Here is a 25,575-nt window from a genome sequence, read left to right on the forward strand (position 1 = left end):
GTCAGGTTTATCAAATGAGGAAAAACCATAATTTTCAAAGGGGATTATCTGTCCATGACCGATGCTTCCTGTTTTGTTCTTAACGGCGTATCCTCAGGTAACTGGTTTGATATCGTCCTGTTAAATAACAGCTACCAGAAAGCCGATCCCGAAACAAAGGCTTCCGCTTTTAGGCTCAGCCGGGTTCCTGTTTTCAGACGATCGCTTTTTTTTCATTTCCCTCTCGACAGCATGATTTTTTTCAGGTTATTTTCTAAGCATGCCACATCGGTGGCAGCGTCGCTCGGACGGTCCGGGCGCTAACGTTAATCTGAGGAATCTATGGCTGAATTCAGTCCTGAACGCCGTTTTACGCGTATCGATCGTCTCCCCCCTTATGTTTTCAATATCACTGCTGAACTGAAAATGGCTGCGCGTCGGCGCGGCGAAGATATTATCGATTTCAGCATGGGTAACCCTGACGGCCCAACGCCACCGCATATCGTTGAGAAGCTCTGCACGGTTGCCCAGCGCCCGGATACGCACGGCTACTCAACCTCTCGCGGTATTCCCAGGTTACGTCGCGCGATCTCGCGCTGGTATCAGGATCGCTATCAGGTTGATATCGATCCGGAAAGTGAAGCGATTGTCACCATCGGCTCGAAAGAGGGACTGGCACACCTGATGCTGGCCACGCTGGATCATGGCGACACGGTGCTGGTGCCTAATCCAAGCTACCCGATCCACATCTACGGCGCGGTGATTGCCGGGGCGCAGGTCCGTTCTGTGCCGCTGGTGGAAGGTGTCGATTTCTTTAACGAACTGGAACGTGCGATTCGCGAAAGTTATCCCAAACCCAAGATGATGATCCTCGGTTTCCCGTCGAACCCTACGGCGCAGTGCGTGGAACTCGATTTCTTCGAAAAAGTGGTAGCCCTGGCCAAGCGTTATGACGTGCTGGTGGTTCACGATTTAGCCTATGCAGATATCGTCTATGACGGCTGGAAAGCCCCGTCGATCATGCAGGTCCCGGGCGCACGTGATGTGGCGGTAGAGTTCTTCACCCTTTCGAAAAGCTACAACATGGCGGGCTGGCGAATTGGCTTTATGGTGGGTAACAAAACGCTGGTGAGTGCCCTGGCGCGCATTAAGAGTTATCACGACTACGGTACCTTCACGCCGCTGCAGGTCGCGGCTATCGCTGCCCTGGAAGGCGATCAGCAATGCGTTCACGAGATTGCCGCCCAGTATAAGCGCCGCCGCGACGTACTGGTAAAGGGGTTGCATGAAGCGGGCTGGATGGTGGAAATGCCGAAAGCGTCCATGTACGTCTGGGCGAAGATTCCGGAGCCCTATGCGGCGATGGGATCGCTGGAGTTTGCCAAAAAGCTGCTGCAGGATGCGAAGGTGTGCGTATCACCGGGCATTGGCTTTGGTGATTATGGCGATACCCATGTGCGTTTTGCCCTGATTGAAAACAGCGATCGTATTCGTCAGGCGGTGAGGGGCATCAAGAGTATGTTCCGGGCCGACGGTCTTCTGACCTCAAAGAGCGCCGCTGAACATCCCGCGTCGTCATGACATAAAAAACAGGAGCCGATGGCTCCTGTTTTTTTGACTGCATGTTCTTCACTAGATCATCAGGGCAAAGGTTCCGGCCCAGACTAAAACAATCACCGACATGCCCATAAAGAAATATTTCACGTTTCATCGCTCCGCGTATCTTGTGGTACGCATTTAAAAACAGAGTCCACCTGATTATAGAGAACTGAAATCCGGTCAAAACGGAAATGAGAATTTTCCCGTTACGCCGCTCACTCCAGCTCAGAATTCTGTGCTTTCCTGTTGCCAGACGGCGCTAATGTACGCTTAAAAATGAGGGGTGACAAGAGGGATTTTTTTAAATAATTTCCGTCACTTACGAGTGTCGTGGAACGGCGACAGTTTGATTTCACTTCGCAATAAATTCACTTTGGGCGACGCAATGAAAGACGATTTCTTAACGGGATGACAGGTGATTGAAAAGGTTAGTTTCTTAGCGAAACTAACCTTAATGAAAGGCTTAAATATAGAGCGAGGCTTCGCCAAGAGGGCGGGTTTTAAAACGACGATGCATCCACAGATACTGCTCCGGCGCACGCATGATTTCAGTTTCGATGACTTTATTAATAAACGCCGCGGCTTCGCACTCGTTTTCCGGATAGTTAGCCATTTCAGGAGAGATGTGCAGACGATAGCCTGATTTATCTGCTTTTCTCACCATCGTTACGGTCAGCATGGAAGCACCTGACAAACGAGAAATGACAAAGGTGCCGTTAGTCGTCGCAACATCTTTAACCGCAAAGAAAGGCGCAAAGCTGCTGCCTTTACGTCCATAATCCTGATCGGGTGCAAACCAGACAGCCTCTCCTTTCTTGAGAGCTCCGACCATACCGCGCAGGTTATTACGGCTGATCATCGCCTTATTGGAACGCATGCGGCCTCGCGTCTGCACCCACTCCATCAGAGCACTGTTGTGCGGTCTGTAAGTTGCCATCATTGGCTGACAAAGCCCCATCACGCGGCCGCCCAGCTCCAGCGACATAAAGTGAACGCCGACGACCATCACGCCGCGTTTTTGCATCTGCGCGCGTTTCAGATTATCCAGTCCTTCCACGTCAAACCACTTGCGGACACGCTCATCAGGCCAGAACCAGGCCATGCCGGTTTCAAGCAGCGCCATGCCGATAGACTTGAAGTTTTCAGCGATGAGTTTTTCGCGCTCTTCGGCATTGTACTGTGGAAAACAAAGCTCAATATTTTTACGCGCGATGGATTCGCGACGTTTCAGGAAAACGCGGGAAGCGCTGCCCAGTTTCGACCCCAGCAAGCGCAGGACAGGGTACGGAAGTTGAACCAGCAGCCAGAGTACGCCAAGGCCAAACCATGTAAACCAGTAACGCGGGTGTAAAAACGCGCGTTGAAATTTGGATTGAGACAAAATAGTAGAACCTATGTGAAGCCTGTAAAGGTAGCGCAGAGTTTGCGATACGACGTGCCGATAAGACCGTTCTTCAAGGTGATGGTTGCAGGCTTTACCGAACTTTACGGCGGCGTTGCCTGGCCACTGCTGATTTGGGCGGGCGGCGTAATGTAGCACCGTTATACGATATGTGCTATTACTCGTTTTTGATTAAAAAATCGGCGATCCGGGAGGTGTTTGATTTTACACTATATAAACTCCAGAAAGGAGAGCAGCTTTCATGCCTGAGAGGAGAACTGAAGTCTTTGCGCAAGGAGGAGTGGGCCGACAAAAGAGCAGCGGTGTTTATTTTCGGACCCGCATCTACATTTTATTTTCCTTCGAATGATAAATAAGAATTTTCTTTGTGAAAATTCTTATTTATTATTCATGTCATCAATCAATTCGTCACTCTTCTTAATTCATTAGCCTCTGTCCTTTATCTGCTTGTAATAACCTGTTTCCGTTCCTTCATCTTTTTTAATATCATGTTGTGATGCAAGTCAAAACAAGATGGTTTTATTAGCATCTCTCAGGTTACGATCCTTCTTACGGTACAAATATTCACTTTGCGTGAAAAAAGCAGTGTCTTTCCCTGAGGTGAGTGGATAATTCGCAATAATATATTAGTGGAAAATTCTTAAGAAATTTCTCATTGCGGATAAAAGATCTGTGTATTTGATTTTGTGTCGATCATTATTCTAATATTGCGCATCAAGAACGATACCGTGAATTTGGCGTAGCAAAAACAAAGAGGGATGATGAGATGGCTGACAGTTTTCAGAATGAGGTGCCTAAGGCACGTATTAACCTGAAGCTTGATCTGCATACGGGCGGGGCAAGCAAGAAAATGGAATTACCGCTGAAATTACTGGTTGCGGGTGATTTCAGTAATGGGAAAGAGTCTGCTCAAATATCTGATCGTGAGAAGGTTAACATCACGAAAAATAATTTCGACAGTGTTCTTTCTGAATACTCCCCAAAACTTAATCTAACCGTTAAAAATACGCTCTCTGATGATGGTGGTGAGGAAAATGTTCAGCTGACTTTCCAGAGTATGAAAGATTTTACGCCAGAGCAGGTGGCTGCTCAGATACCGCAGCTGAAGGCGATGCTGGCGATGCGCAACTTGCTCCGCGATCTGAAGGCCAATTTGCTGGATAACCAGACTTTCCGAAAAGAGCTGGAAAAAATCCTTCTGGACCAGTCCCTTAGTGCTGAACTGCGAAATGAACTATCCGCACTTGCATCAAGAAAATAGTAACCATCACGCTGTTTTAACGGATTAATCAAGGAATGCTCATGTCTGTACAAAATAATATTGCCGGTACTGAAAGCGTGGTGCTGGAACGTCCTGCTGCGGGTGGGGTTTACGCCTCCCTGTTTGAGAAAATCAATCTGAACCCTGTCTCTGAGCTGAGCGCGCTGGATATCTGGCAAGATGCGCAGGCGATGTCGGATGCGACCGCTGACGAGCGTCTGACCGCAGGTATGCAGGTCTTTCTGGAATGCCTGACCAAGGCAGGCGCGAAGGTCGAAAAACTGGATAAAAGCCTGATCGATCACCATATCGCTGAGCTCGACTACCAGATAAGCCGCCAACTGGACGCCGTTATGCACCATGACGAGTTTCAGGCGGTTGAGAGCCTGTGGCGCGGAGTGAAGTCGCTGATTGATAAAACAGATTTTCGCCAGAACGTGAAAATTGAGCTTCTGAGCATGTCTAAAGAAGAGCTGCGCCAGGACTTTGAAGACAGCCCGGAAGTCATCCAGAGTGGTTTGTATAAACACACCTACATTGATGAATATGACACCCCAGGCGGCGAGCCGATTGCGGCGCTGATTTCCGCTTATGAGTTCGATGCTTCAGCGCAGGATGTCGCTCTGCTGCGCAACATCTCAAAAGTATCTGCGGCTGCACATATGCCATTTATCGGCTCAGCAGGCCCGAAATTCTTCCTCAAGGAGTCAATGGAAGACGTTGCTGCGATTAAAGATATTGGTAACTATTTTGACCGCGCAGAGTACATCAAGTGGAAATCGTTCCGCGATACGGACGACGCCCGCTACATCGGCCTGGTCATGCCGCGCGTACTGGGACGTTTACCGTATGGCCCGGACACCGTTCCGGTTCGCAGCTTCAACTATGTCGAAGAAGTCAAAGGTCCGGATCACGACAAATACCTGTGGACCAATGCATCGTTTGCCTTCGCGTCCAACATGGTGCGCAGCTTTATCAATAATGGCTGGTGCGTACAAATCCGTGGCCCGCAGGCTGGCGGTGCGGTTCAGGACCTGCCTATCCATCTGTACGATCTCGGTACCGGCAATCAGGTAAAAATCCCGAGCGAAGTGATGATCCCTGAAACCCGAGAATTCGAATTCGCGAATCTGGGCTTCATTCCTTTGTCCTACTACAAAAACCGCGACTACGCGTGCTTCTTCTCGGCCAACTCCACTCAGAAACCGGCGCTGTATGACACCGCTGATGCGACGGCGAACAGCCGCATCAACGCCCGTCTTCCGTACATCTTCCTGCTGTCGCGTATCGCCCATTACCTGAAGCTGATTCAGCGCGAGAACATCGGTACTACCAAAGACCGCCGACTGCTGGAGCTGGAGCTGAACACGTGGGTCCGCAGTCTGGTGACCGAAATGACCGATCCGGGCGACGAGTTGCAGGCTTCTCACCCGCTGCGCGACGCGAAGGTGGTAGTGGAAGACATCGAAGACAATCCGGGCTTCTTCCGCGTGAAGCTTTACGCCGTGCCGCATTTCCAGGTGGAAGGCATGGACGTCAACCTGTCGCTGGTTTCCCAGATGCCGAAAGCCAAATCGTAAGGCGAGAGGAAATCAGGGATGAAAATTTACCGCCCGCTTTGGGAGGATGGGGCCGCTCTGGCCCCGCAACAGTTCCAGCAGCAGCTTCGCTGGAATGAGCACGTTGCCGACATGGTCGCCCGGATGGGTATTTCACATCCCTGGGGCGTGGTTGTGGCAGAATTTGATGACGCTGCGCTGGCGCTCTCTCGCCTGAATGCCACCCGTCTGGTGGTACGCTTTCAGGATGGTACTCTTGTGGATACCGACCTGGCAGATACGCTTCCTCCGGTCTGTGACTTGTCTGTTGCAGCCGGCAGTGAATCTGTTGATGTGGTTGTCGCACTACCGCTGCTGAGTGCCAGTGGTGGCAACCTCGATAACGGCCAGGACAGTGAGCGTCCGCGTCGCTGGAAAGCGGAGCGTGTGGTAGTGCAGGAACTGGCCGGGTATGAAAGCGGGGAGTTGGCCATTCTGCGTCATGCGTTGACCCTGCGTTTGTCCAGCCAGGAAAATACGGCATACCTGACCTGTCCAGTGGCCCGTCTGGTGCGTAATGCTCAGGGGCAATGGAGCCGGGACCCTGCATTCATTCCGACGATGCTTTCCCTTTCTGCAAGCCCGCTTCTGACCACCGAACTGGGTGACCTGCTGATCCGTTTACAGGCCCGCCGCCGTCGCCTGATGGCCATGCGCCGTGAAAGCAATGAGAGGATGGCCGACTTTGCAGTCGCGGATGTCTCCCTGTTCTGGCTACTCAATGCTCTGAACAGCGCCGAGCCGGTGCTGACGGAACTGCTGCAGACACCGGATCGGCACCCGGAGTTGCTGTACCGCGAACTGACACGTCTGGCTGGCAGCCTGTTGACCTTCTCGCTTGAGCACGACGCCGGGGACATTCCTGCTTATCAGCATGATGCACCGGAACGGGTATTCCCACCGCTGCTGACACTGCTCGATAAACTGCTGGAAGCGAGTCTGCCGTCGAGGGTGGTGAGTATCCACCTGGAGCATCAGGACCAGATCTGGAGAGGTGCCCTGCACGATGCGCGCCTGCGCGAAGGTGCTGACTTCTACCTTTCCGTACGTGCCTCCATGCCGAACCATGAACTTCAGACGAAATTCCCGCAGTTGTGTAAGGCGGGCAGCTTTGATGATGTTTCGGATGTGGTGAATGTGGCTCTCAGCGGGATGGTTATCAAACCTCTGACCCATGTTCCAGCGGCTATCCCGTTACGCCTTGAGAACCAGTACTTCTCTCTGGATCTGAGTACCGATGCGGCCCGGGCGATGCTGGAAGCGGGAAGCTGCACCTTCTACACACCGCGCTCATTGGGAGATGTCAAACTTGAACTCTTTGCGGTGCTGCGCACATGAATAAATCCGATCTCACCCAGTTAGAACGTATCTTCTACCCGGGCTGGCTGATGGTCAGTCAGCTACGGGGCGGTCAGGAAGTTCGTGATGGTGAAGGGCTCTATCGCCGTGCCTGCCGTCTGGTGCAGGACGCGAAAGCGGCGCTCACGGAAGTCGGCTACAGCGACATCCGCCGTGATCATATGGTGTATGCCCTGTGTGCGCTGCTTGATGAGAGCGTGATGAACCGGGGAACCACCGATGATGGTTATCTGACCTGGCGGCGTGACCCGCTGCAGGCACACTTCTTTGGCACTCTCAATGCTGGTGAGGAGTTGTGGGAAAGAATCCGAGACCTGCTGAAAGAAACTGCCCCTGACGCCGCCGTCCTGACCTGTATGTACCGGACCTTGCAACTGGGATTCGTGGGTCAGTATCGCGCCCAGGATGACGAGCGTCGGGAAGACATTATTCGCGCTCTCGCAGAACGGGTGCCCGCTTTTTCGCTGGCCCAGGATGCCCCCATTGTTGCCCGAGTATCACGTCTGCGCAGCGGTTGTCGCTGGTACTGGCTGACCTGGGCTGTGGCTGTTGTCGCCCTGGCAGCGCTCTGGTTCTTCCTTTCGTCTTCGCTTACCGAACTGGTAAGCCAGACCGTCAGGCCGGGGTAAGAGATGCGGGATGCGTACCGAAGTCTGTTAACTGCCCTAGGTGCCGTACTGGCGCTGTGGCTCATTCTGGGGTTCTGGGCACTGTCGACGGGAAGCCGTGTAGTACTCAGTCTGCTGGTTGTTGTGGTGTCCGGGCTGATGCTCTGGCGTCAACGCCGGGCTTCTCAGGCGCGGGCAACCGCTGTTCATCAAATTGTGGATGAAAACCTGCCGCCGGAAGATTTTCAGGGGGCGGTGATCCTCGCCTGTGGTGACAACGCTCCGCTGTTTGCGTCCGGCTTCCATCACCGGGAAACCCGGCATGGCTGGTACCTGCGGGTGAAAGATGCGGAACAGCTTCCCCTCTTTGCGCAGCACCTGAGTTTGATGCGTCCAGCCCTGGTGTCGCAAATCTCCGTAATGCTGGCGGTGGTGCCTGAACAGCATACCTGCCGTGATGATTTTACCCAGTCTCTGCGGGGCTGGCAGCGGGCTGTCGTCCAGTGCCGCGCGGCATTTGGCACTTTGCCACCGTTGTGGACCGTGACCTGGGTATCGCCCCCTGTGGCCTGCGCAGAGGAAGAGCCTGTCTGGTTTACCACGGTAAGTCAGCGGGGCGGTATTCATGTGTATCAGCCCGGTCAGGGCAGTATGTCACTGACGGAATGGACCCGAGATACTGGGGCAGAAGGGCGTCTTTCTCGTCTGAGTCAGGGCCTATGGCTGGACAGTCTGCTTGCCTGGCAGAACAGCGCGTTGAATGACCTGTTGTCGGTACGGCGGGGAGAGTTGCCGGTGATGAAGCCCTGCGTACAGGGTATGTGCATAGTTCCGGTGAGCGGTATCGAAGGCAATCTCTGGCAACAGCACATTACTTCCGTGACGGCGCTGCCACCGGATGCCGTTGTGACGACAGAGCCACTGCCGCTGCCTGAGTTGCTGCTGCCAGCGTTACCGCGCCGACGTGGCGTCAGCCGCAGAATGGTGTTCTGGCGCTACGCCGGATTTCTGGGCGGGATTTTCCTCGCGCTTGCCATGCTGGCGTCCTGGATGAACAACCAGCGCCTCATACGGAATGTTGGCGATCATCTTGCGTTATATCACCAGCTGACGGGGCAGCCTGCTGCTCCGAAACTGCGTGCGCAGCAGCGACTGAGAGCAGATGGCGCATTGCTGGACGACTGGCAGCGCCGCGGGGAGCCACTGCGTTATCGTCTGGGGTTGTATCAGGGTCTGCGCCTGATTCCGCTCGTTGAGGCTGCTCTCAGCGACTGGGCACCTCCGCCACCACCTCCACCGGTCATTAAGAAAATCATTCAGGGTCCGAAAACACTTCGCCTCGACAGCATGTCGCTGTTCGATACCGGCAAGTTCGTGCTGAAAGCGGGCTCCACCAAAATGCTGGTGAATTCACTGGTTGGCATTAAAGCGAAGCCGGACTGGCTGATCGTCGTGTCCGGGCATACCGATAACACCGGCAATCCGCAACTAAACCAGACGTTGTCTCTGAAACGTGCTGAAGCGGTGCGCAACTGGATGCGTGACACCGGCGACGTGCCGGAAAGCTGTTTTGCGGTGCAGGGCTATGGCGAAAGCCGCCCTGTCGCAACCAACGACACCCCGGAAGGGCGTGCGCTTAACCGCCGTGTCGAAATCAGTCTGGTACCGCAGGCAAGTGCCTGTCAGATACCCGGCAAACACATGGCGCCATCGCAGGATGATGGCGTCTCAGAAAATAAAACGGAGTAATTAACATGGCAATTCCTGTTTATCTTTGGCTGAAAGACGACGGCGGCGCGGACATTAAAGGGTCTGTTGACGTTCAGGATCGTGAAGGCAGCATCGAAGTTGTCGCTCAGGAGCATAACCTGTACATCCCGACCGACAACAACACCGGCAAGCTGACCGGCACCCGCATCCACACCCCGTTCCTGTTCACCAAGGAAATCGACTCGTCCAGCCCGTACCTGTACAAGGCGGTGACCACCGGTCAGACCCTGAAATCCGCTGAATTCAAGTGGTACAAAATCAACGACGCGGGTCAGGAAGTGGAGTACTTCAACACCAAACTGGAAAACGTGAAGGTAGTGAAAGTGAATCCTGAAATGTATGACATCAAGGATCCATCTAAAGAGAAGCACAACCACCTTGAACGCGTAGAACTGCGTTACGAAAAAATCACCTGGACCTACAAAGACGGCAACATCATTCATTCCGACTCCTGGAACGAACGCGCCACGGCGTAATCCAGATGCGGGCAGGTTTTCCTGTCCGCAGTTTTTTGCTGAGTGCCTGAGATGCGGGTACTCAGCAAAGAAAAAAATCTGCCTGCCTGACCTTATGCGCTTTGGTGAACAGCGAGGGGCGGTAGCGTGTCCAGGAACCGACAAAGAGAGAATCTCATGGAAAATCCAGCCATCCTGTTACGTCGTCTGAACCCTTACTGTGCCCGAGCGATGGAAGGCGCAGCTTCGCTCTGTCAGACCCGCACCCATGCGGAAATTTTGCCGGAGCACTGGCTGCTGAAGCTGCTCGAACAGGGAGAAGGTGATCTGACGGTGCTGGCACGCCGCTACGAGTGGGATATGGACGCCATCTGGCAGGATTTGCTGGGCTGGCTCGATAAACAGCCGCGCTCGGTTCGCCATCGTCCGCAGCTGTCTGATGCCATTCAGTCTCTGCTGCAGGAGGCCTGGCTGATTGCCTCGCTTAACGGTGAAGAGCACATTCGCAGCGTCCATCTTCTGATGGCGCTGGTGGAAAAACCGAAACTGGCGCGTTGTGACGGCCTGTGGCCGTTGTTAACGCTTGGTCAGAGCCAACTGGACCGCCTGCGACCTTTGCTGGATGCGCAATCGGATGAACGTCCGGAAATGCAGCGCGAAGCCGAGCTGGCACAGAGCCACGGTGGTGAGGTGGAGTTTGTCGGGCGCCCGGCTGGTATGGAAATGGAAGAGGGGGAGCTGAGCCCTGCGCTGCAGAACGCGCTGGATAAATTTACCCTCGATGTCACCGCCAAGGCTAAGGAAGGGAAGATCGATCCTGTGTTTGGCCGTGACACGGAAATCCGCCAGATGATGGACATCCTTTCTCGTCGTCGCAAAAACAACCCGATTCTGGTCGGCGAGCCGGGTGTGGGGAAAACCGCACTGGTTGAAGGTCTGGCGCTGCGTATTGCCGAGGGTAATGTGCCTGAATCCCTGAAAACGGTCACTCTGCGTACCCTTGACTTGGGCCTGCTACAGGCGGGTGCAGGCGTGAAAGGTGAGTTCGAACAGCGCCTGAAAAACGTCATCGATGCGGTGCAGCAATCACCGTCCCCGGTCCTGCTATTTATTGATGAAGCGCATACTATCATCGGCGCGGGCAACCAGGCGGGTGGTGCAGATGCGGCCAACCTGCTGAAACCGGCGCTGGCGCGTGGCGAACTGCGTACTATTGCGGCCACCACCTGGTCTGAATATAAACAATACTTCGAGCGCGACGCCGCGCTGGAGCGCCGTTTCCAGATGGTAAAAGTGGATGAGCCTGACGATGACACCGCTTGCCTGATGCTCCGAGGACTGAAATCCCGCTATGCCGAACACCACAATGTGCATATTACCGATGATGCGGTCCGTGCGGCAGTTACTCTTTCGCGTCGTTATCTGACCGGACGTCAGCTTCCTGATAAAGCGGTCGATCTGCTTGACACCGCTGCCGCTCGCGTGCGTATGAGCCTCGACACCGTACCGGAACAGCTAACCCGACTTCGCGCGAGTATCGCTGCGCTCGACATGGAGAAGCAGGCGTTACTGGAAGATATCGCCATTGGCAATCAGTGTCATGCCGAGCGTTTGAGCAAGATTGAGCAGGAAGAGGTGCGCCAGATAGTGACACTCGACGAACTGGAAACCCAGTACGGTCAGGAGATGAAACTCACCGAGCAGCTACGCGAAAGCCGTCAGGATATATCACGCCAGCGTGAAACTCACAGGCTGCAGCAGGAGCTTAACGAGATGCAGCGCAGCAACCCGCTGCTCTCCCTGGATGTGGATGTCCGCACCGTTGCCAACGTGATTGCCGACTGGACAGGCGTACCGTTGTCATCACTGATGAAGGACGAGCAGACCGAACTACTGACTCTGGAAAATGAAATCGGTAAACGTTTGGTTGGGCAGGATGTGGCGCTCGAGGCCATCGCCCAGCGTCTGCGTGCAGCAAAAACGGGTCTCACCTCCGAGAATGGCCCGCAGGGCGTGTTCCTGCTTGTCGGACCGAGCGGTGTCGGCAAAACTGAAACCGCACTTGCGCTGGCCGATGTCATGTACGGTGGTGAGAAGTCACTCATAACGATTAACCTTTCTGAATACCAGGAGCCGCACACGGTTTCCCAACTGAAAGGCTCGCCGCCGGGCTACGTGGGTTACGGCCAGGGCGGTATCCTCACCGAAGCTGTGCGCAAGCGTCCGTACAGCGTGGTGCTGCTGGATGAAGTAGAAAAGGCGCACCGCGACGTGATGAACCTGTTCTACCAGGTTTTCGATCGCGGCTTTATGCGCGACGGCGAAGGGCGAGAAATCGACTTCCGCAACACCGTCATTCTGATGACCTCGAATCTCGGCAGCGACCACCTGATGCAGCTGCTCGATGAACAGCCTGAGGCCAGCGAAGGCGATCTCCACGAGCTGCTGCGTCCGATCCTGCGCGATCACTTCCAGCCCGCGCTGCTGGCCCGCTTCCAGACCGTGATTTACCGCCCTCTGGCGGAAGCGGCTATGCGTACCATCGTGGAAATGAAACTCTCACAGGTCAGCAAGCGCCTGCATCGACACTACGGCCTGAGCACGCACATTGATGAAAGTCTTTATGACGCGCTGACTTCAGCCTGCCTGCTGCCGGATACGGGGGCACGTAACGTTGATAGTCTGCTCAATCAGCAGATTCTGCCGGTGCTGAGTCAGCAGCTGCTGAGCCATATGGCGGCGAAGCAAAAGCCGCAGTCTCTGACGCTGGGATGGAATGATGAAGAAGGGATTGTGCTGGAGTTTGCTAATGTCTGAAGAAGCTCAGGATCAATTCAATATAAAAGAAGATGGTATCAGACTACTCACTCTTGGTGAGATAAAGTTGGCTCAATCTGTTTTTCTATCCACTATTGATTATTCGAAAGTATGGATCCACAGAGAGAGTTATCTTCCTTTCAATTTACAGGATAAGAATACGGCGATGACCCCAAATGGGGAGATCCATTTTCGTGATCTATATTTCGATGATTTCTCACAGACAACCGACAGTTTTCAGCATCTGTTCATCCATGAAATGAGTCATGTCTGGCAGCGTGAAAAAGGAATGAATGTGATCTTCAGAGGGCTGGTGAGCTGGATGGTGAGTTACCGTTATACCCTTGATGGTCGTCTCTTAAGCGAATATACGATGGAGCAGCAGGCGCAGATTATTGCAGATAATTTTGTTTTACAGACATTTGGGTATGAAATCTGGAGTCACCTTGAAAATAAAAGATATCCCGATATTACGCTCGGTGGGGATACTTCTGAGTCGGTGATACGTGAGGGATATAAAAATGCTTTGAGGAGTTTTCCATGGTGAGAAGTAACTATTTTATTAAGCTTAACTCTTTGTTGTTAGCGTTTTTTTGTCTTCCAATCCTGACGGGATGCCCTGGACCAGGTGACAGATTTCGTTTTGATGAAACTGCACAGGTGAGTAAAAAGGGTGATAATGTTTGCGTGAATATTGATAATGCACAAGATTATCAGCCAGTAGATATGGGTATCAATCTGCGAGGGACGCCTTCAAAGGAGAAAGATTTTAATTTTTCTCCCGGCCTTAAGGTTATTGAAGGTGAATTATGTATTCCTCCATCTTATTTTCATTTTAAAGATGGTAGCAAGTATATTGTTGAGTTTGTACTTTATTCAACACTTGATAATAAAGAAGCGAGAAGCTTTGTTGTTGGTGTCGGTATTGATAATAATCAAGTGTATAATTTCCCTTTGACAGTTCGCGAATTCGCAAGGCCGTATGGTTCAATTAAGGTTCCAGAATAGCAAGTGTAATAAGTTTCCGTATTTAAAGTTTTTCATCTTATTTCTGTTTGTTATCGTTGGAGTTCTATTTCTACCTGAAGCTTTTATTTACACGTTTGTTAAGCGTTTTATTCCCATCAGTGGTAATGGGGAATATGCGATGGACAACTTTGAAATGACCGTGTTGCTGGTTAAAGCCCTCATGTGTGCTGTCGGGGGTGGAGCCGTAATCACTCTTTTTCGTACGCGCAGAGTACCCCTGATTAAACCTGTTACTTACCTGTCGGCAAGAAAGTCATGGACAGCAGGTTATCCCATGGAGTCAAAATCATGAGTCTGACAGATACACTGAAGAACACCTTGGCTGCACTAACTGAATGCGGGCTAAACCGCTACCGCCTGGATATTCCGTCCTGCACAGCATCACTGGATGTGGAAGAGTTTAACGGTAAGGAGTTCATGAGTGAGCTTTATTACTACCAGATTGTCTTTACCAGCAGCGATCAGAATATTAATTCAACTCAACTGTTGACCAAACCTGCGACGCTGACCATGGGAACCGGGCCTCTGATGGGGCTGACCGGGCAGAAAGTGGTGCATGGCGTGGTGACGCATTTTAAGCGTATCAGTGGCTCACTTGACCAGGTGACGTACCAGATTATTATTGAGCCGTTCCTGTCTTTGTTGCGCAAGCAATTCCGTACCCACCGCTTTTTTGTCAATAAGTCGGTGCCGGAAGTCGTCGCCGAAGTATTGCAGGAGCATGGCCTGAAAGGCTGGGAGTATGAGTTCACTCTCAAGGCCGACTATCCGAAGCGCGAACAGATTAACCAGTACAAGGAAAATGACCTCGCGTTCATTGAACGTCTTCTGGCCGAAGTTGGGATTTTCTATTTCTTTACCCTGCAACCTGAAACCCAGACTGAAGTGGTGCATTTCGCAGACAAGCAGAGCGCATGGACGTTCGGTAAGTCTCTGCCGCTCAGCAGCCCGTCAGGGATGAGTGATAATGCTGCTGACTCGGTATGGGGGGTTCACGTCCGACAGAACGTAGTCGAGCGCTCTGTCACCGCCAGTGATTACAACCACCGTGAAGCCCAGAATATCCTGACTTCTGTACCGGCAGACATGACGAGGGGTGATGGTGAAGGTGTGACCTACGGTGATGTGTATCACTACCTGCCACGTCATCTTGAACGCGGCGACAAAATCACCCCCGCAGCAGAAACCAGCAACTTCTGGGCACGCCTGGAGCATGAACGTTTCCTGTCCGGGCAGACGACTATCAGCGGCTGTAGTAATGATGCCCTGCTTTCTCCGGCCCAGGTGCTGACCATCAGTGAACGTGTGGTACCGCCGACACTGCCGTCAGAAACGGACAACGGTATTATCATTACCCGCACGGGCTATATAGCCAGTCGTAAAGATGCCCTGATAGTGATGTGGGAGGGGATGCCATATTACGAGAGCCGCTGCTGGCGTCCTGCGGCCAAAAAGCGTCCGGTGGTCAGCGGCACCCTGATGGCACGAGTGACCAGCGCCAAAGATAACGACATCTACGCCTGGCAGGATGCATCCGGCATGTACCGGGTGAAATTCGATGCTGACCGCGACGATAAACGCCAGGGCATGGAAAGCATGCCGGTGCGCTTTGCCAAACCTTACGGAGGTGACAAATACGGCTTCCACTTCCCGCTGATACAGGGTACTGAAGTTGCCATTGCATTCCATGAAGGCGATCCGGATCGTCCGTATATTGCCCATGCCATGCACGACTCCCGCCACGTTGACCACGTCACTGAACTGAACAGCACGCGTAACGTTATCCGCACAGCTGGCCTGAACAAGCTGCGGATGGAGGACAAGCGCGGCGAAGAGCACATTAAGCTCAGTACCGAATACGGGGGTAAGACCCAACTCAATTTAGGACACAACGTCAATGCTTCCGGGGCCCTTCGTGGCGAGGGAGCAGAGTTGCGCACTAACGACTGGGTCAGTGTTCGTGGTGGTAAGGGGATTCTGCTCACTGCAGATGCTCAGCCTGACGTCGGCAGTAAAATGCTTGAAATGGACAGGGCTGTGGAACAACTGGAGCAGGCACTCACGCTGGCAAGAAACCTCCAGGCCGCTGCGAAAGGGGCACAGGCCACGGTGTCTGACATCGACAGCCAAAAGACGCTAAACAGCGCACTGAAATATCTGAAAATGCCAGGAATGCTGGCCAGTGCTCCCGCGGGAATAGGCATTCTCAGTCCTGAGGCTGTCCGGCTTGCTTCAGGCGGCGCAAGTATTGGCCTCATGTCAGGTAAAAACACCGATATCAGCGCCGGGCAATCGTTCACTGTAGCGGCAAGCGAGGCTGTAAGTTTGTTCGCACAGGTTGCAGGAATGAAAATGTATGCCGGGGCAGGGAAGGTTGATATTCAGGCTCAAGCTGACGCCATGAATGTCTCAGCATTACAGGACATCACTGTCGCCAGTGGTCAGGGGAGCGTGAAGGTAAATGCCAGCAAGGAACTGATTTTAAGTTGTGGTGGTGCTTATATAAAGCTTAGCGGCGGGAATATTGAACTGGGATGTCCGGGGAATATTTTGCTGAAAGCGGCCAATGTTAATCAGACAGGTCCTGCCAGTTTAGATACACCGCCTGTAACTTTTCCTAAAGGGTACAGTGAAGGGTTTATCACAACCTCATCGACCAGCGGAGCAGTCAAGCCTTTCACCACATATAAAATTACAACGGCTGAAGGGGAGGTTTATGAGGGCATTTCCGGTGCAGAAGGAGAGACTTCTCCAATATTTACGTCTATGCCATCGCAGTTAAAAATCGAATATCCGCGAAATATTGCTGATAGCCAGGAGGGCGAATAACATGACTACCGCTGTATCCTCACTCTGCCGTAAAAACCCCCATGCTCCATGTGACGAGCAAATGCCCTACTGGGTCGAATTTCAGTTGGTTGATGAGCAGGGCGATGCTGTAGCGTATATGCCATGGACTGTTGAAATTGCTCATCCTGTTTCCGGGCCAGTCGATAACTTTACACATTCAGGCCAAAGTGATGCGAATGGGCTTATTCGTATTGATATGCCCCATGGACTTGAATTGAGGCTGACATTAGATGGCGAACAGTTGGCTACTGAAATGGAAAAACGTACCTTACGCGTTAGCCGTGATGCAGAAAATGTTCTGTTGTTCGTCCCGAAGCTGAAGAGAAAGGGTATATCTGGCATTATGCAGTTATCGGTGAGCTTTGCCGTACCCTTCCCTCCGTTAAACTACGAAAAGGAGAAGTGTGGCCGCCATTCCATTTTCCTCAGAATAAAATTCTGAAAGGGGTGGTAATAAGAACCAATGAACTTGAAAAGCGACACGTTATAGAAATATGTCCGTTCAGAGCCTGGGAGCTTGTTCTGCATCATCAAAAGGACTATTCCATTGCAAATGGAATTAATCTTGGTGCTGCAGCAACGCTTGCCTATGCAGACGACAGTGCTCTGGATACGGTGTCAATTACGCGCTTTTTTATCAACCAGTGCCAGGATCTTTCTCGCTTACCTCTGCTTTATAAAGACGACTCAGCATGGAATACGTTAGTACAGGATGTTCCCTACAGTAAGCGGTATTATCCCCCGGTATTTATGGATACCTCGCGCGATACTTCGACTAAGGTAGATGAGAAGACCCCACATGGAACAGTACAGGCAGAGGACGATACTGCTGCAACAAAGGCAGATGGTGATACGCAGCTTTATTATGTTTATAACGAGGATAAGGTGATAGTTGCCTGGCGTGGAACGGCCAGCTTGTTTGATGTGGGAACAGATCTTGCGTTTAGGCCGGTAAATTCGGAATTATGCGATATAGACAAAACGCAATGCACACCGTTACTCCCTGCTGGCAAAGTGCATACGGGGTTCTGGAGTGGATATAGTCGCGTTGAAAAGAAATTCAATAAAGAAATACTAGAATTATTAAAAACTATTGAAAGTAGAATGCTATTTATCTGTGGTCACAGTTTAGGTGGGGCTTTAGCTCTTATCCATGCTGCAAAATTAAAGGTTTATAATCCTTTACTATACACCTATGGGATGCCGCGAACATTTACCCGCGATGCTGTGGTGCAATTGTCGGAGATTACCCATTTCCGGCATGTCAATGATAACGACCCGATTCCTGCGCTCCCGGCAGAAGCTAATCTGGATAATGAGTTATATCAACTCTGGGGGTGGCTGGGCGGTACTCTGGGTTTTTTCTGGTCGGTGGGTGAACTTCTCGCTTACCAGATGGTTGCCTGGGGAGACTGCTTCTGGCACCACGGCAATACGGTTGCCTTTCTCACAGCCACACAGAGCCGGGAATGGAATGAGTGTAAGAGGGCTCTCCCCACTCCTGCAGGGTGTATTACCATCAGAAATCCACTTCCAGTAAAGGCTAAGCTTTATCTGGTGCCCGCTCTGGCGGAACAAGAGATGCAACAGGCCGGGAGGAAACAGAAAGATTTTAAAGCGTCATTGACGCAATCGAATTTAAATGATTTCTTCCCCAAAGGCAGCAACCCGGATAGAGGTTTTAATATAAATATTTTTGAACACTTTATGACGTCCTATATGCCTTACATGTATAACAAGGTGTTAGAGTTGATTGATAACGCCGGTATAGTAGAAAAACGCACATTTACTGAGCATATGTATAACGTTGATTCATTCAGGGAGCAGATGGCAGAAAATAAAAATGATATACCGGAGAAAGAGTTAGCAAGAAATAACATCTTTCTAAATATAGAAGGGCTGCTTGGCGTATCGCTTTCCTCTACGCTGTCTATGCCGTCTGGGAACGATACGCTTTTGCGGTTTGCTCAATATGGAGAAGAGGTAATGGAAAATGCATAACCAATCAAAAATTATTCTGCTTTCCCTGGTGCTGTTTACTGTGGAGGGTTGCAGCATGAGCCGGGCCGTAAATAAAACGTTATCCCCGCCGGCAGATACAAAATGGGTCAATATTGAAGTAAAAAACCCGTCTCAGTATACAAAACCCTTCCCGCTGGAAGTCAGATACATCTCGTATGAATGCATGAAAAAGAGAATCAGTGGCTTTGATGGCTCAGTTATCACGGAACCCAGCTATAACGTTATTGGGGTCCCCATGCAGAAAGAGAGCGGGGATATCTGGAAAGCAAAGGTGGCTATGACCGGGGGGGGCTCATGTAAATGGACCTTGAGTGCGGTTAATTTAGGTATCGAGTATATAGATGCAACACATCTTGGCAAAGATCTTCTACCTGGCACTGCGGTAGGGGTATCGCTCGCTTTTGATAATGATTCTTCTAGAAATGGGCAGTTTTATATGGTAGCAGGTAATATCTTAAAATTAGCACCTAATTATTATCCTTTGATTCATACTAACAAAAGGATTCAGAAAAATGATGCTTTAGAGCTTTTTGGTAAAAAAGATTTCATACAAAAAAGAATTGTTTTCAATGTCAGTAATGATGTTGTTATTATATTTTCACCAAAACTTGATGAGTCAAAAGTTGTAAAAATGGTTGCGCCAGTAGAGTATGGAGTGGGGGCATATTATAAAATAATATATCCTGATGGTACTGTCGTATCTGACGGCTCAACTCATCCCGACATCAGGAGGATGGAAAAGTAGGAGATGTATAATCAAACAAAAATTATTCTGCTTTCTCTGGTATTGTTTACTGTGGCAGGGTGTAGTGTGAGACAGGCCGTTAACAAGACGTTATCTCCACCGGCGGATACTAAATGGGTCAATGTTGAAGTAAAAAATCCGTCTCAGTATACAAAACCCTTCCCGCTGGAAGTCAGATACATCTCGTATGAATGTAAGAAAAAAAGAATCAGTGGATTTGATGGCTCAGTTATTACGGAACCCAGCTATAATGTTATCGGGATCCCCATGCAGCAAGAGAGCGGGGATATCTGGAACGCAAAAGTGGCTATGATCGGTGGTGGCTCGTGTAAATGGACGTTGAGTGCGGTCAATTTAGGTATCGAGTATATAGACGCGACACATCTTGGTAAGGATCTTGTACCCGGTACTGCCGTAGGGGTATCGCTTGCTTTTGATAACGATGCATCAAGAAATGGTCAATTTGAAATCATAAGTGGAAATAAATTCAATTACACCCCTAAATATTATCCCGTAATAGAAAGATGGAGCACTCAAAAGAACTCTACGAAATCAGACAAACTGAATTTGTTTGGGGAGGAAAGTTCCTTTTTTGATGTTCGTATGATTATAAAAGACAATGATGCTTGGGTGAGTTATGTTCCAGTAATTGAAGAAGCTAAAAAAGTTGAAATGATTTTTCCTTATGAAAAGAAAAAAGGAGCAACATTCACTTTTGTATATCCAAATGGTGAGAGGGTGTCATCACGAGATATTAAACCTGACTTTAAAAAACTTGATGAAATGAAGTCGGTGGCAATAAGAATAAATGAAGTACTTTGATGTTATGCTGTTGTTCAGGGGTATGGAAAATGAAGCATCAGATGAAAATTATTGTTGTTTTGCTGTCTGTATTGATTTTGAATAGCTGTGCACATGCAATGGATAAACACTCTCTCCGCCTTCAAACTCGAAGTGGGTGAATGTTGAAGTGAAAAACCCATCTCAGTACACGAAACCGTTTCCGCTGGAGGTTAGATACCTCTCGCATGTATGCATGAAAAAGAGAATCAGTGGATTTGATGGCTCAGTTGTCACAGAACCTAGCTATAACGTTATTAAAGTACCGTTGCAACAGCAGAAAGGTGATAAATGGAAAGGTACAGTCGCTATGACTGGCGGGGGGGCGTGTACATGGAGCTTAAGCGCAATCAATATGGGTATTGAATATATAGATGCCACCCACCTCAGTAATGATTTGATTCCAGGTGCTGCGGTTGGTGCAACTATTGCTTTTGATGCAAATGCGTCGCGGAATGGTCAGTTTGATACGGTGGTGGGTAATGAGTTTAATTACTCACCAAAGTATTATCCATTTATAAAGAAATGGAATGATAGCCCACAATCTTCTATGAAGGATAAACTTTATCTTTTCGGTAAGGAAGATGCATTTTGGAAAGTGAAGTTGAATTACAAATCTAACGAAGATATTTTAATAAATTACAATCCCTCTTTAGATGAAAGTAAAAAGGTGTTAATGACATTCCCAAATAAAAAGGGGAAGGATGCTATGTACTCTTTTGTCTATCCTGATGGGAGCATCATTTCATCAAAAAACACAAAACCTGATTTTAGTAAAGTCGACAGGACGAGGGGGGAATAATCAGCTAACCAAATTCGGGCATAATTTCAACGCGAGCAGGGGGCTTCGTGGTGAAGGCGCAGAACTGCGGACTAACGACTGGGTCAGCGTTCGTGGAGGTAAGGGGGTTTTGCTTACTCCAGATGCTCAGCCTGACGTCGGCAGTAAAATGCTTGAAATGGACAGGGCTGTAGAATAACTGAATAACTGGAGCAGGCACTCACGCTGGCAAGAAGCCTCCAGGCCGTTGCGAAAGGGGCACAGGCGACAGTATCTGACATCGACAGCCAAAAGACGCTAAACAGCGCACTGAAATATCTGAAAATGCCAGGAATGCTGGCCAGTGCACCTGCTGGAATAGGCATTCTCAGTCCTGAGGCTGTCCGGCTTGCTTCAGGCGGGGCAAGTATTGGCCTCATGTCAGGTAAAAACACAGATATCAGCGCCGGGCAATCGTTCACTGTAGCGGCAAGGCAGGCTGTAAGTTTGTTTGCACAGGCTGCAGGAATGAAAATGTATGCCGGGGCTGGGAAGGTTGATATTCAGGCACAAGCTGATGCCATGAATGTCTCAGCATTACAGGACATCACTGTCACCAGTGGTCAGGGAAGCGTGAAGGTAAATGCCAACAAGGAACTGATTTTAAGTTGCGGTGGTGCTTATATAAAGCTTAGCGGTGGGAATATTGAACTGGGATGTCCGGGGAATATTTTACTGAAAGCGGCCAATGTTAATCAGACAGGTCCTGCCAGTTTAGATACACCACCAGTGACTTTCCCAAAAGGGTATAGCGAAGGGTTTACCACAACGTCATCCGCCAGCGGAGCAGTCAGGCCCTTCACCACATATAAAATTACGACGGCTGAAGGCGATGTTTATGAGGGCGTTTCCGGTGCAGAAGGAGAGACTTCTCCAATATTTACGTCTATGCCATCGCAGTTAAAAATCGAATATCCGCGAAATATTGCTGATAGCCAGGAGGGCGAATAACATGACTACCGCTGTATCCTCACTCTGCCGTAAAAATCCCCATGCTCCATGTGAAGAGCAGATGCCCTACTGGGTAGAATTTCAGTTGGTTGATGAGCTGGGCGATCCCGTGGCGAATATGCCATGGGTAGCCGAAAGTTCTCATCCTGTTTCTGGGCCAGTCGATAACTTTACGCATTCAGGTCAAAGCGATTCAAATGGACTTATTCGTATAGATATGCCCCATGGACTTGAGTTGAAACTGACACTTGACAGTAATCAACTGATAAAGGAAATGGAAAATCGCGTTCTTCGTGTTGGTAGGGATCCTATAAAAGATTCGACCGTTCGTCCAAAAGCAGAGAAAAATGGCTATGTTTGGCACTATGCCGTCGTGGGCGAATTATGCCATGAAAAACCTGATTTACAACTAAGAGACGGGGAGGAGTTGCCTCTATATCATTTTCCAATCAGTAGTTCATTTAAGGGCGTTAAGGTCAGAACAAATGAACTCGAAAAACGTCATGTTATCGAAATTTGCCCGTTTAGAGCCTGGGAGTTAGTTCTCCATCACCAGAATGATTACTCTATGGCCAATGCCGTTAATTTAGGGTTGGCCTCTGATTTGGCATATGATGATATAGAAATTATTACTAAGTATTTTATTAGTAAATGTCAGGATCTGTCGACCATACCATCAAGAAAGATCGGTAAAACGATGATTAATGCATTAGTAATTGATGTACCGTATGCCGATAGATACTTTCTTCCTATAGATATCGATTCGAGCAAAGCGGATGATCCTGAAGGTGATACCCAGCTTTATTATGTTTACAGTAAAAATAAAATTATCATAGCGTGGCGCGGTACTGCCAGCCTGACTGATGGGATAACTGATGCTTCTTTTAGGCCAGTAGAGTCCGATAGTTGCAATATCAAATCGGAATGTACTTCATTAGTTCCTGCCGGGAAGGTGCATACTGGTTTTTGGGCAGGCTATACCTTAATAGAACGAAAATTTGAAAAGGAATTTACTGAACTAACGAGAATAATACCGGGTAAAGAGTTATTCATTTGTGGGCATAGCTTAGGAGGAGCGCTGGCATTAATTCATTCTGCTAGGTTAAAAAATAGGAACCCACTTCTTTACACATACGGTATGCCAAGGACGTTCACTAAAAATGCTGTAGATGCATTATCAAGTATTATTCACTATCGACATGTAAACGATCAAGACCCGGTACCATCAGTTCCACCAGAGGCCGATCTGGATAATCAGTTATATAAACTATGGGGGCCATTGGGAACAACGCTTGGTTTTTTATGGTCTGTCGTTGAGCTTACCGCCTGGCAAGTCGTAGAGTGGGGGGACTATTTTTGGCACCATGGGAATACGGTCGCATTTTTAACCACAACTCAAAGTAGAAAGTGGCAACAATGTAGTATTGAACTTCCTTACCCAAAAAATTGCATGACCATTCAGGCAAGGCTTCCAGAAAAGGTTAAGCTTTATCTTGTTCCTTCGCTGGCGCTTCAGGAAGCCAGGCAATCCGGGCAAGATCAAAAGGCTTTTAAAGCTTCACTAACTAAGGAAGATCTTCAAGGATTTTTCCCCGAAGGCATGAATCCAAATAGAGGGATTCCTGCGAATGTTGGAAATCATCTTCTGACATCCTATATGCCCTATATAAATAATAAATTGTTAGGGTTAGCTTATGAAAAAGGATTAAGCGATGGAAAGGCCTTCACTGAGCATGCCGATAAAGTAGCATCCTTTAATTTACAAATGGACCACTATTCAGGTGAAATCCCTAAGAATGAGTTTGACAGGAATAAAAAGTTTCTTTCGCTCGAGGATTTGCTAAAAAATTCGCTTAGCTCAACCATCTCTGCCACATCCGGTTCCGATGCTCTTAAAAGATTTGGCCATTATGGTGAAGAGGACATAGAAAATGTATAAGAGATTAAATTCATTCGTCTTGATCCAGTTTGCTTTATTGCTAAATGGATGCGCTCAGGCAACTGACAGAACATTATCACCACCATCGAATTCTGATTGGGTTAATATTGAGATAAAAAATCCTTCTGCGTATACAAAGCCTTTTCCTCTTGAAGTGTTGTACGTATCTACGACGTGCAAGCGTGAGTTGATGAGTATGCGAGATGGTAAGCATTATGAGAAGGTGGGACACAATCCAATAAAAATACCTCTTCAGGAAAAGAACTCATCCGGTGTATGGATTGCAAAAGTAGCAAGAGATGGTGGTGGCAAGTGTGACTGGAAATTGAGTGAGTTCAATATGGGGATCGAATATATTGAAGCTACCCACCTTGGTAAGGGATTGGTTCCTGGAACTGCCGTTGGTGCTACTATTGCGTTTGATGACAATGCAACAAAAAATGGTCGATTTAAGATATTTACAGGTTCCGAACTTATTTTATCTCCCATGTACTACCCTTTGATAGATAGTAATAAAGATGTAAGCGTGAATGATACGTTGAATTTATTTGGTCAGGATGATTTTTTACTGAAAAAGATAGTATCTTCAGAAAAAAATGTTCAAATTAAATTCGAACCGACAATCGATGAGTCTAAAGTCGTCAGGATGATTGCTCCAACAGAACAAAAAGTTGGGGTAAACTATAAAATTATCTACCCTGATGGCACTGTTGTGTCTGATGGGACAACTCACCCTGATGTAAACAGATTGAAGGATTAATTATGGAGAAACTTATAAATAAGTTATTCCTCTGCACGTTAATGTCCTTTATTGTTAGTTGTGTCAGTGCAGATGATCGTACGCTGTCACCGCCACTAAATACTGGCTGGGTTAATATTGAGATAAAAAACCCGTCTTCGTATACAAAGCCTTTTCCTCTTGAAGTGTTATACGTATCAACGACGTGCAAGCGTGAATTGATGAGTATGCGAGATGGACAGCATTATGAGAAGATAGGGCTTAATCCAATAAAAATACCTCTTCAGGAAAAGAACTCATCCGATATATGGATTGCAAAAATAGCAAAAGATGGCGGCGGTAAGTGTAACTGGAGACTGAGTGAGTTCAGTTTTGGTATTGAATATACTGATGCTACTCATCTCGGGAATGGTTTAGTACCGGGAACTGCTGTTGGTGCAACAATCGCGTTTGATGACAATGCAACAAAAAATGGCCTATTTAAAGTAATTCAAGATTCTGAGCTCGTTTTATCACCTGCGTATTACCCCTTGATACAAAGTAATAAGCGTATCAGCACAAATGATATATTGAATTTATTTGGAGAGAAAAACTTTATGAAAATAAAGATGATTTCCTCTTCCAAAAGCATTCAGATAAAATTCACGCCAACTCTTGATGAATCTAAGTTGGTTAAAATGATTGCACCAAAAGAGCATAAAGTCGGAGAGTTTTACAAAATCGTCTACCCTGATGGCTCAGTTGTATCTGATGGATCAACCCACCCCAATGTAAGCAGATTGAAGGATTGAT

Annotated in this window: 25 protein-coding genes; 23 read left to right on the forward strand and 2 right to left on the reverse strand. The window is 49.1% G+C overall.

The window, feature by feature from the left end:
• Positions 1-54 precede the first annotated feature (54 nt).
• On the forward strand, positions 55-303 hold the full coding sequence (locus ACOTZB_RS12460) for a hypothetical protein (protein ID WP_126329878.1): 249 nt from the start codon (positions 55-57) through the stop codon (positions 301-303).
• An 18-nt stretch (positions 304-321) separates the two neighbouring features.
• Positions 322-1,560, forward strand: a complete 1,239-nt coding sequence (gene alaC / locus ACOTZB_RS12465; RefSeq protein ID WP_090420042.1) for an alanine transaminase — start codon at positions 322-324, stop codon at positions 1,558-1,560.
• Positions 1,561-1,611: 51 nt separating this feature from the next.
• Here the strand turns inward: alaC and ypdK are convergent, their stop codons facing one another.
• Complete coding sequence (gene ypdK / locus ACOTZB_RS12470; RefSeq protein ID WP_126330041.1) at positions 1,612-1,683, reverse strand: membrane protein YpdK; 72 nt, start codon at positions 1,681-1,683, stop codon at positions 1,612-1,614.
• Positions 1,684-2,041: 358 nt separating this feature from the next.
• A complete protein-coding gene (lpxP, locus tag ACOTZB_RS12475; RefSeq protein ID WP_024907634.1) occupies positions 2,042-2,962 on the reverse strand; it encodes a kdo(2)-lipid IV(A) palmitoleoyltransferase in 921 nt (306 codons plus the stop codon).
• 12 nt (positions 2,963-2,974) lie between these two features.
• Here lpxP and ACOTZB_RS12480 point away from each other — a divergent pair, with 12 nt between their 5' ends.
• The 21 genes from ACOTZB_RS12480 to ACOTZB_RS12580 all read left to right on the forward strand — a co-directional run bounded on the left by ACOTZB_RS12480 (position 2,975) and on the right by ACOTZB_RS12580 (position 25,574).
• Positions 2,975-3,115 carry a hypothetical protein gene (locus ACOTZB_RS12480; protein WP_162531704.1) on the forward strand — a complete coding sequence of 47 codons (141 nt, stop codon included), beginning with the start codon at positions 2,975-2,977 and terminating at the stop codon, positions 3,113-3,115.
• Between the two features lie 631 nt (positions 3,116-3,746).
• Positions 3,747-4,241 carry a type VI secretion system contractile sheath small subunit gene (gene tssB / locus ACOTZB_RS12485; RefSeq protein WP_421627266.1) on the forward strand — a complete coding sequence of 165 codons (495 nt, stop codon included), beginning with the start codon at positions 3,747-3,749 and terminating at the stop codon, positions 4,239-4,241.
• A 35-nt stretch (positions 4,242-4,276) separates the two neighbouring features.
• On the forward strand, positions 4,277-5,821 hold the full coding sequence (gene tssC / locus ACOTZB_RS12490; RefSeq protein ID WP_421627267.1) for a type VI secretion system contractile sheath large subunit: 1,545 nt from the start codon (positions 4,277-4,279) through the stop codon (positions 5,819-5,821).
• Between the two features lie 18 nt (positions 5,822-5,839).
• Positions 5,840-7,177, forward strand: coding sequence for a type VI secretion system baseplate subunit TssK (tssK, locus tag ACOTZB_RS12495; protein WP_421627268.1), 1,338 nt, complete (start codon positions 5,840-5,842; stop codon positions 7,175-7,177).
• Complete coding sequence (gene tssL / locus ACOTZB_RS12500) at positions 7,174-7,827, forward strand: type VI secretion system protein TssL, short form (RefSeq protein ID WP_214576795.1); 654 nt, start codon at positions 7,174-7,176, stop codon at positions 7,825-7,827. Before tssK ends, tssL begins: the two co-directional genes overlap by 4 nt.
• A 3-nt stretch (positions 7,828-7,830) precedes the next feature.
• Positions 7,831-9,555, forward strand: coding sequence for an OmpA family protein (locus tag ACOTZB_RS12505; protein ID WP_421627269.1), 1,725 nt, complete (start codon positions 7,831-7,833; stop codon positions 9,553-9,555).
• Positions 9,556-9,560: 5 nt separating this feature from the next.
• The gene (hcp, locus tag ACOTZB_RS12510; protein ID WP_023325816.1) at positions 9,561-10,052 is read left to right on the forward strand and encodes a type VI secretion system effector Hcp; all 492 of its coding nucleotides are present in this window, start codon (positions 9,561-9,563) and stop codon (positions 10,050-10,052) included.
• Positions 10,053-10,208: 156 nt separating this feature from the next.
• Positions 10,209-12,848 carry a type VI secretion system ATPase TssH gene (gene tssH, locus ACOTZB_RS12515; RefSeq protein WP_421627270.1) on the forward strand — a complete coding sequence of 880 codons (2,640 nt, stop codon included), beginning with the start codon at positions 10,209-10,211 and terminating at the stop codon, positions 12,846-12,848.
• The gene (locus ACOTZB_RS12520) at positions 12,841-13,395 is read left to right on the forward strand and encodes a type IV secretion protein Rhs (RefSeq protein WP_421627271.1); all 555 of its coding nucleotides are present in this window, start codon (positions 12,841-12,843) and stop codon (positions 13,393-13,395) included. Before tssH ends, ACOTZB_RS12520 begins: the two co-directional genes overlap by 8 nt.
• Positions 13,389-13,856, forward strand: a complete 468-nt coding sequence (locus tag ACOTZB_RS12525) for a putative T6SS immunity periplasmic lipoprotein (protein ID WP_421627272.1) — start codon at positions 13,389-13,391, stop codon at positions 13,854-13,856. The genes ACOTZB_RS12520 and ACOTZB_RS12525 overlap by 7 nt, the downstream gene beginning before the upstream one ends.
• A gap of 309 nt (positions 13,857-14,165) precedes the next feature.
• The gene (locus tag ACOTZB_RS12530; protein ID WP_421627273.1) at positions 14,166-16,706 is read left to right on the forward strand and encodes a DUF2345 domain-containing protein; all 2,541 of its coding nucleotides are present in this window, start codon (positions 14,166-14,168) and stop codon (positions 16,704-16,706) included.
• 1 nt (position 16,707) lies between these two features.
• Positions 16,708-17,169 (forward strand): hypothetical protein, encoded by a 462-nt coding sequence (locus ACOTZB_RS12535; RefSeq protein WP_421627274.1) that lies wholly within the window; start codon positions 16,708-16,710, stop codon positions 17,167-17,169.
• Positions 17,130-18,728 (forward strand): lipase family protein, encoded by a 1,599-nt coding sequence (locus ACOTZB_RS12540; protein WP_421627275.1) that lies wholly within the window; start codon positions 17,130-17,132, stop codon positions 18,726-18,728. The genes ACOTZB_RS12535 and ACOTZB_RS12540 overlap by 40 nt, the downstream gene beginning before the upstream one ends.
• Positions 18,721-19,494, forward strand: coding sequence for a hypothetical protein (locus ACOTZB_RS12545; protein ID WP_421627276.1), 774 nt, complete (start codon positions 18,721-18,723; stop codon positions 19,492-19,494). The genes ACOTZB_RS12540 and ACOTZB_RS12545 overlap by 8 nt, the downstream gene beginning before the upstream one ends.
• Positions 19,495-19,497: 3 nt before the next feature.
• Positions 19,498-20,316 carry a hypothetical protein gene (locus ACOTZB_RS12550; protein ID WP_421627277.1) on the forward strand — a complete coding sequence of 273 codons (819 nt, stop codon included), beginning with the start codon at positions 19,498-19,500 and terminating at the stop codon, positions 20,314-20,316.
• A 214-nt stretch (positions 20,317-20,530) separates the two neighbouring features.
• Entirely contained in the window at positions 20,531-21,136 is a 606-nt protein-coding gene (locus ACOTZB_RS12555; protein ID WP_421627278.1) for a hypothetical protein, read from the forward strand.
• Positions 21,066-21,314 carry a type VI secretion system Vgr family protein gene (locus ACOTZB_RS12560; protein WP_421627447.1) on the forward strand — a complete coding sequence of 83 codons (249 nt, stop codon included), beginning with the start codon at positions 21,066-21,068 and terminating at the stop codon, positions 21,312-21,314. The genes ACOTZB_RS12555 and ACOTZB_RS12560 overlap by 71 nt, the downstream gene beginning before the upstream one ends.
• A 125-nt stretch (positions 21,315-21,439) precedes the next feature.
• Positions 21,440-22,105, forward strand: a complete 666-nt coding sequence (locus ACOTZB_RS12565) for a DUF2345 domain-containing protein (protein WP_421627279.1) — start codon at positions 21,440-21,442, stop codon at positions 22,103-22,105.
• A 1-nt stretch (position 22,106) separates the two neighbouring features.
• Entirely contained in the window at positions 22,107-24,044 is a 1,938-nt protein-coding gene (locus tag ACOTZB_RS12570; protein WP_421627280.1) for a lipase family protein, read from the forward strand.
• Positions 24,037-24,804 (forward strand): hypothetical protein, encoded by a 768-nt coding sequence (locus ACOTZB_RS12575; RefSeq protein ID WP_421627281.1) that lies wholly within the window; start codon positions 24,037-24,039, stop codon positions 24,802-24,804. Before ACOTZB_RS12570 ends, ACOTZB_RS12575 begins: the two co-directional genes overlap by 8 nt.
• 2 nt (positions 24,805-24,806) lie before the next feature.
• Positions 24,807-25,574, forward strand: a complete 768-nt coding sequence (locus tag ACOTZB_RS12580; RefSeq protein ID WP_421627282.1) for a hypothetical protein — start codon at positions 24,807-24,809, stop codon at positions 25,572-25,574.
• Position 25,575 lies beyond the last annotated feature (1 nt).

The organism is Enterobacter cloacae complex sp. SHL020 (assembly GCF_049236945.1).
GTDB classification, from domain to species: Bacteria; Pseudomonadota; Gammaproteobacteria; order Enterobacterales; family Enterobacteriaceae; genus Enterobacter; species Enterobacter dykesii.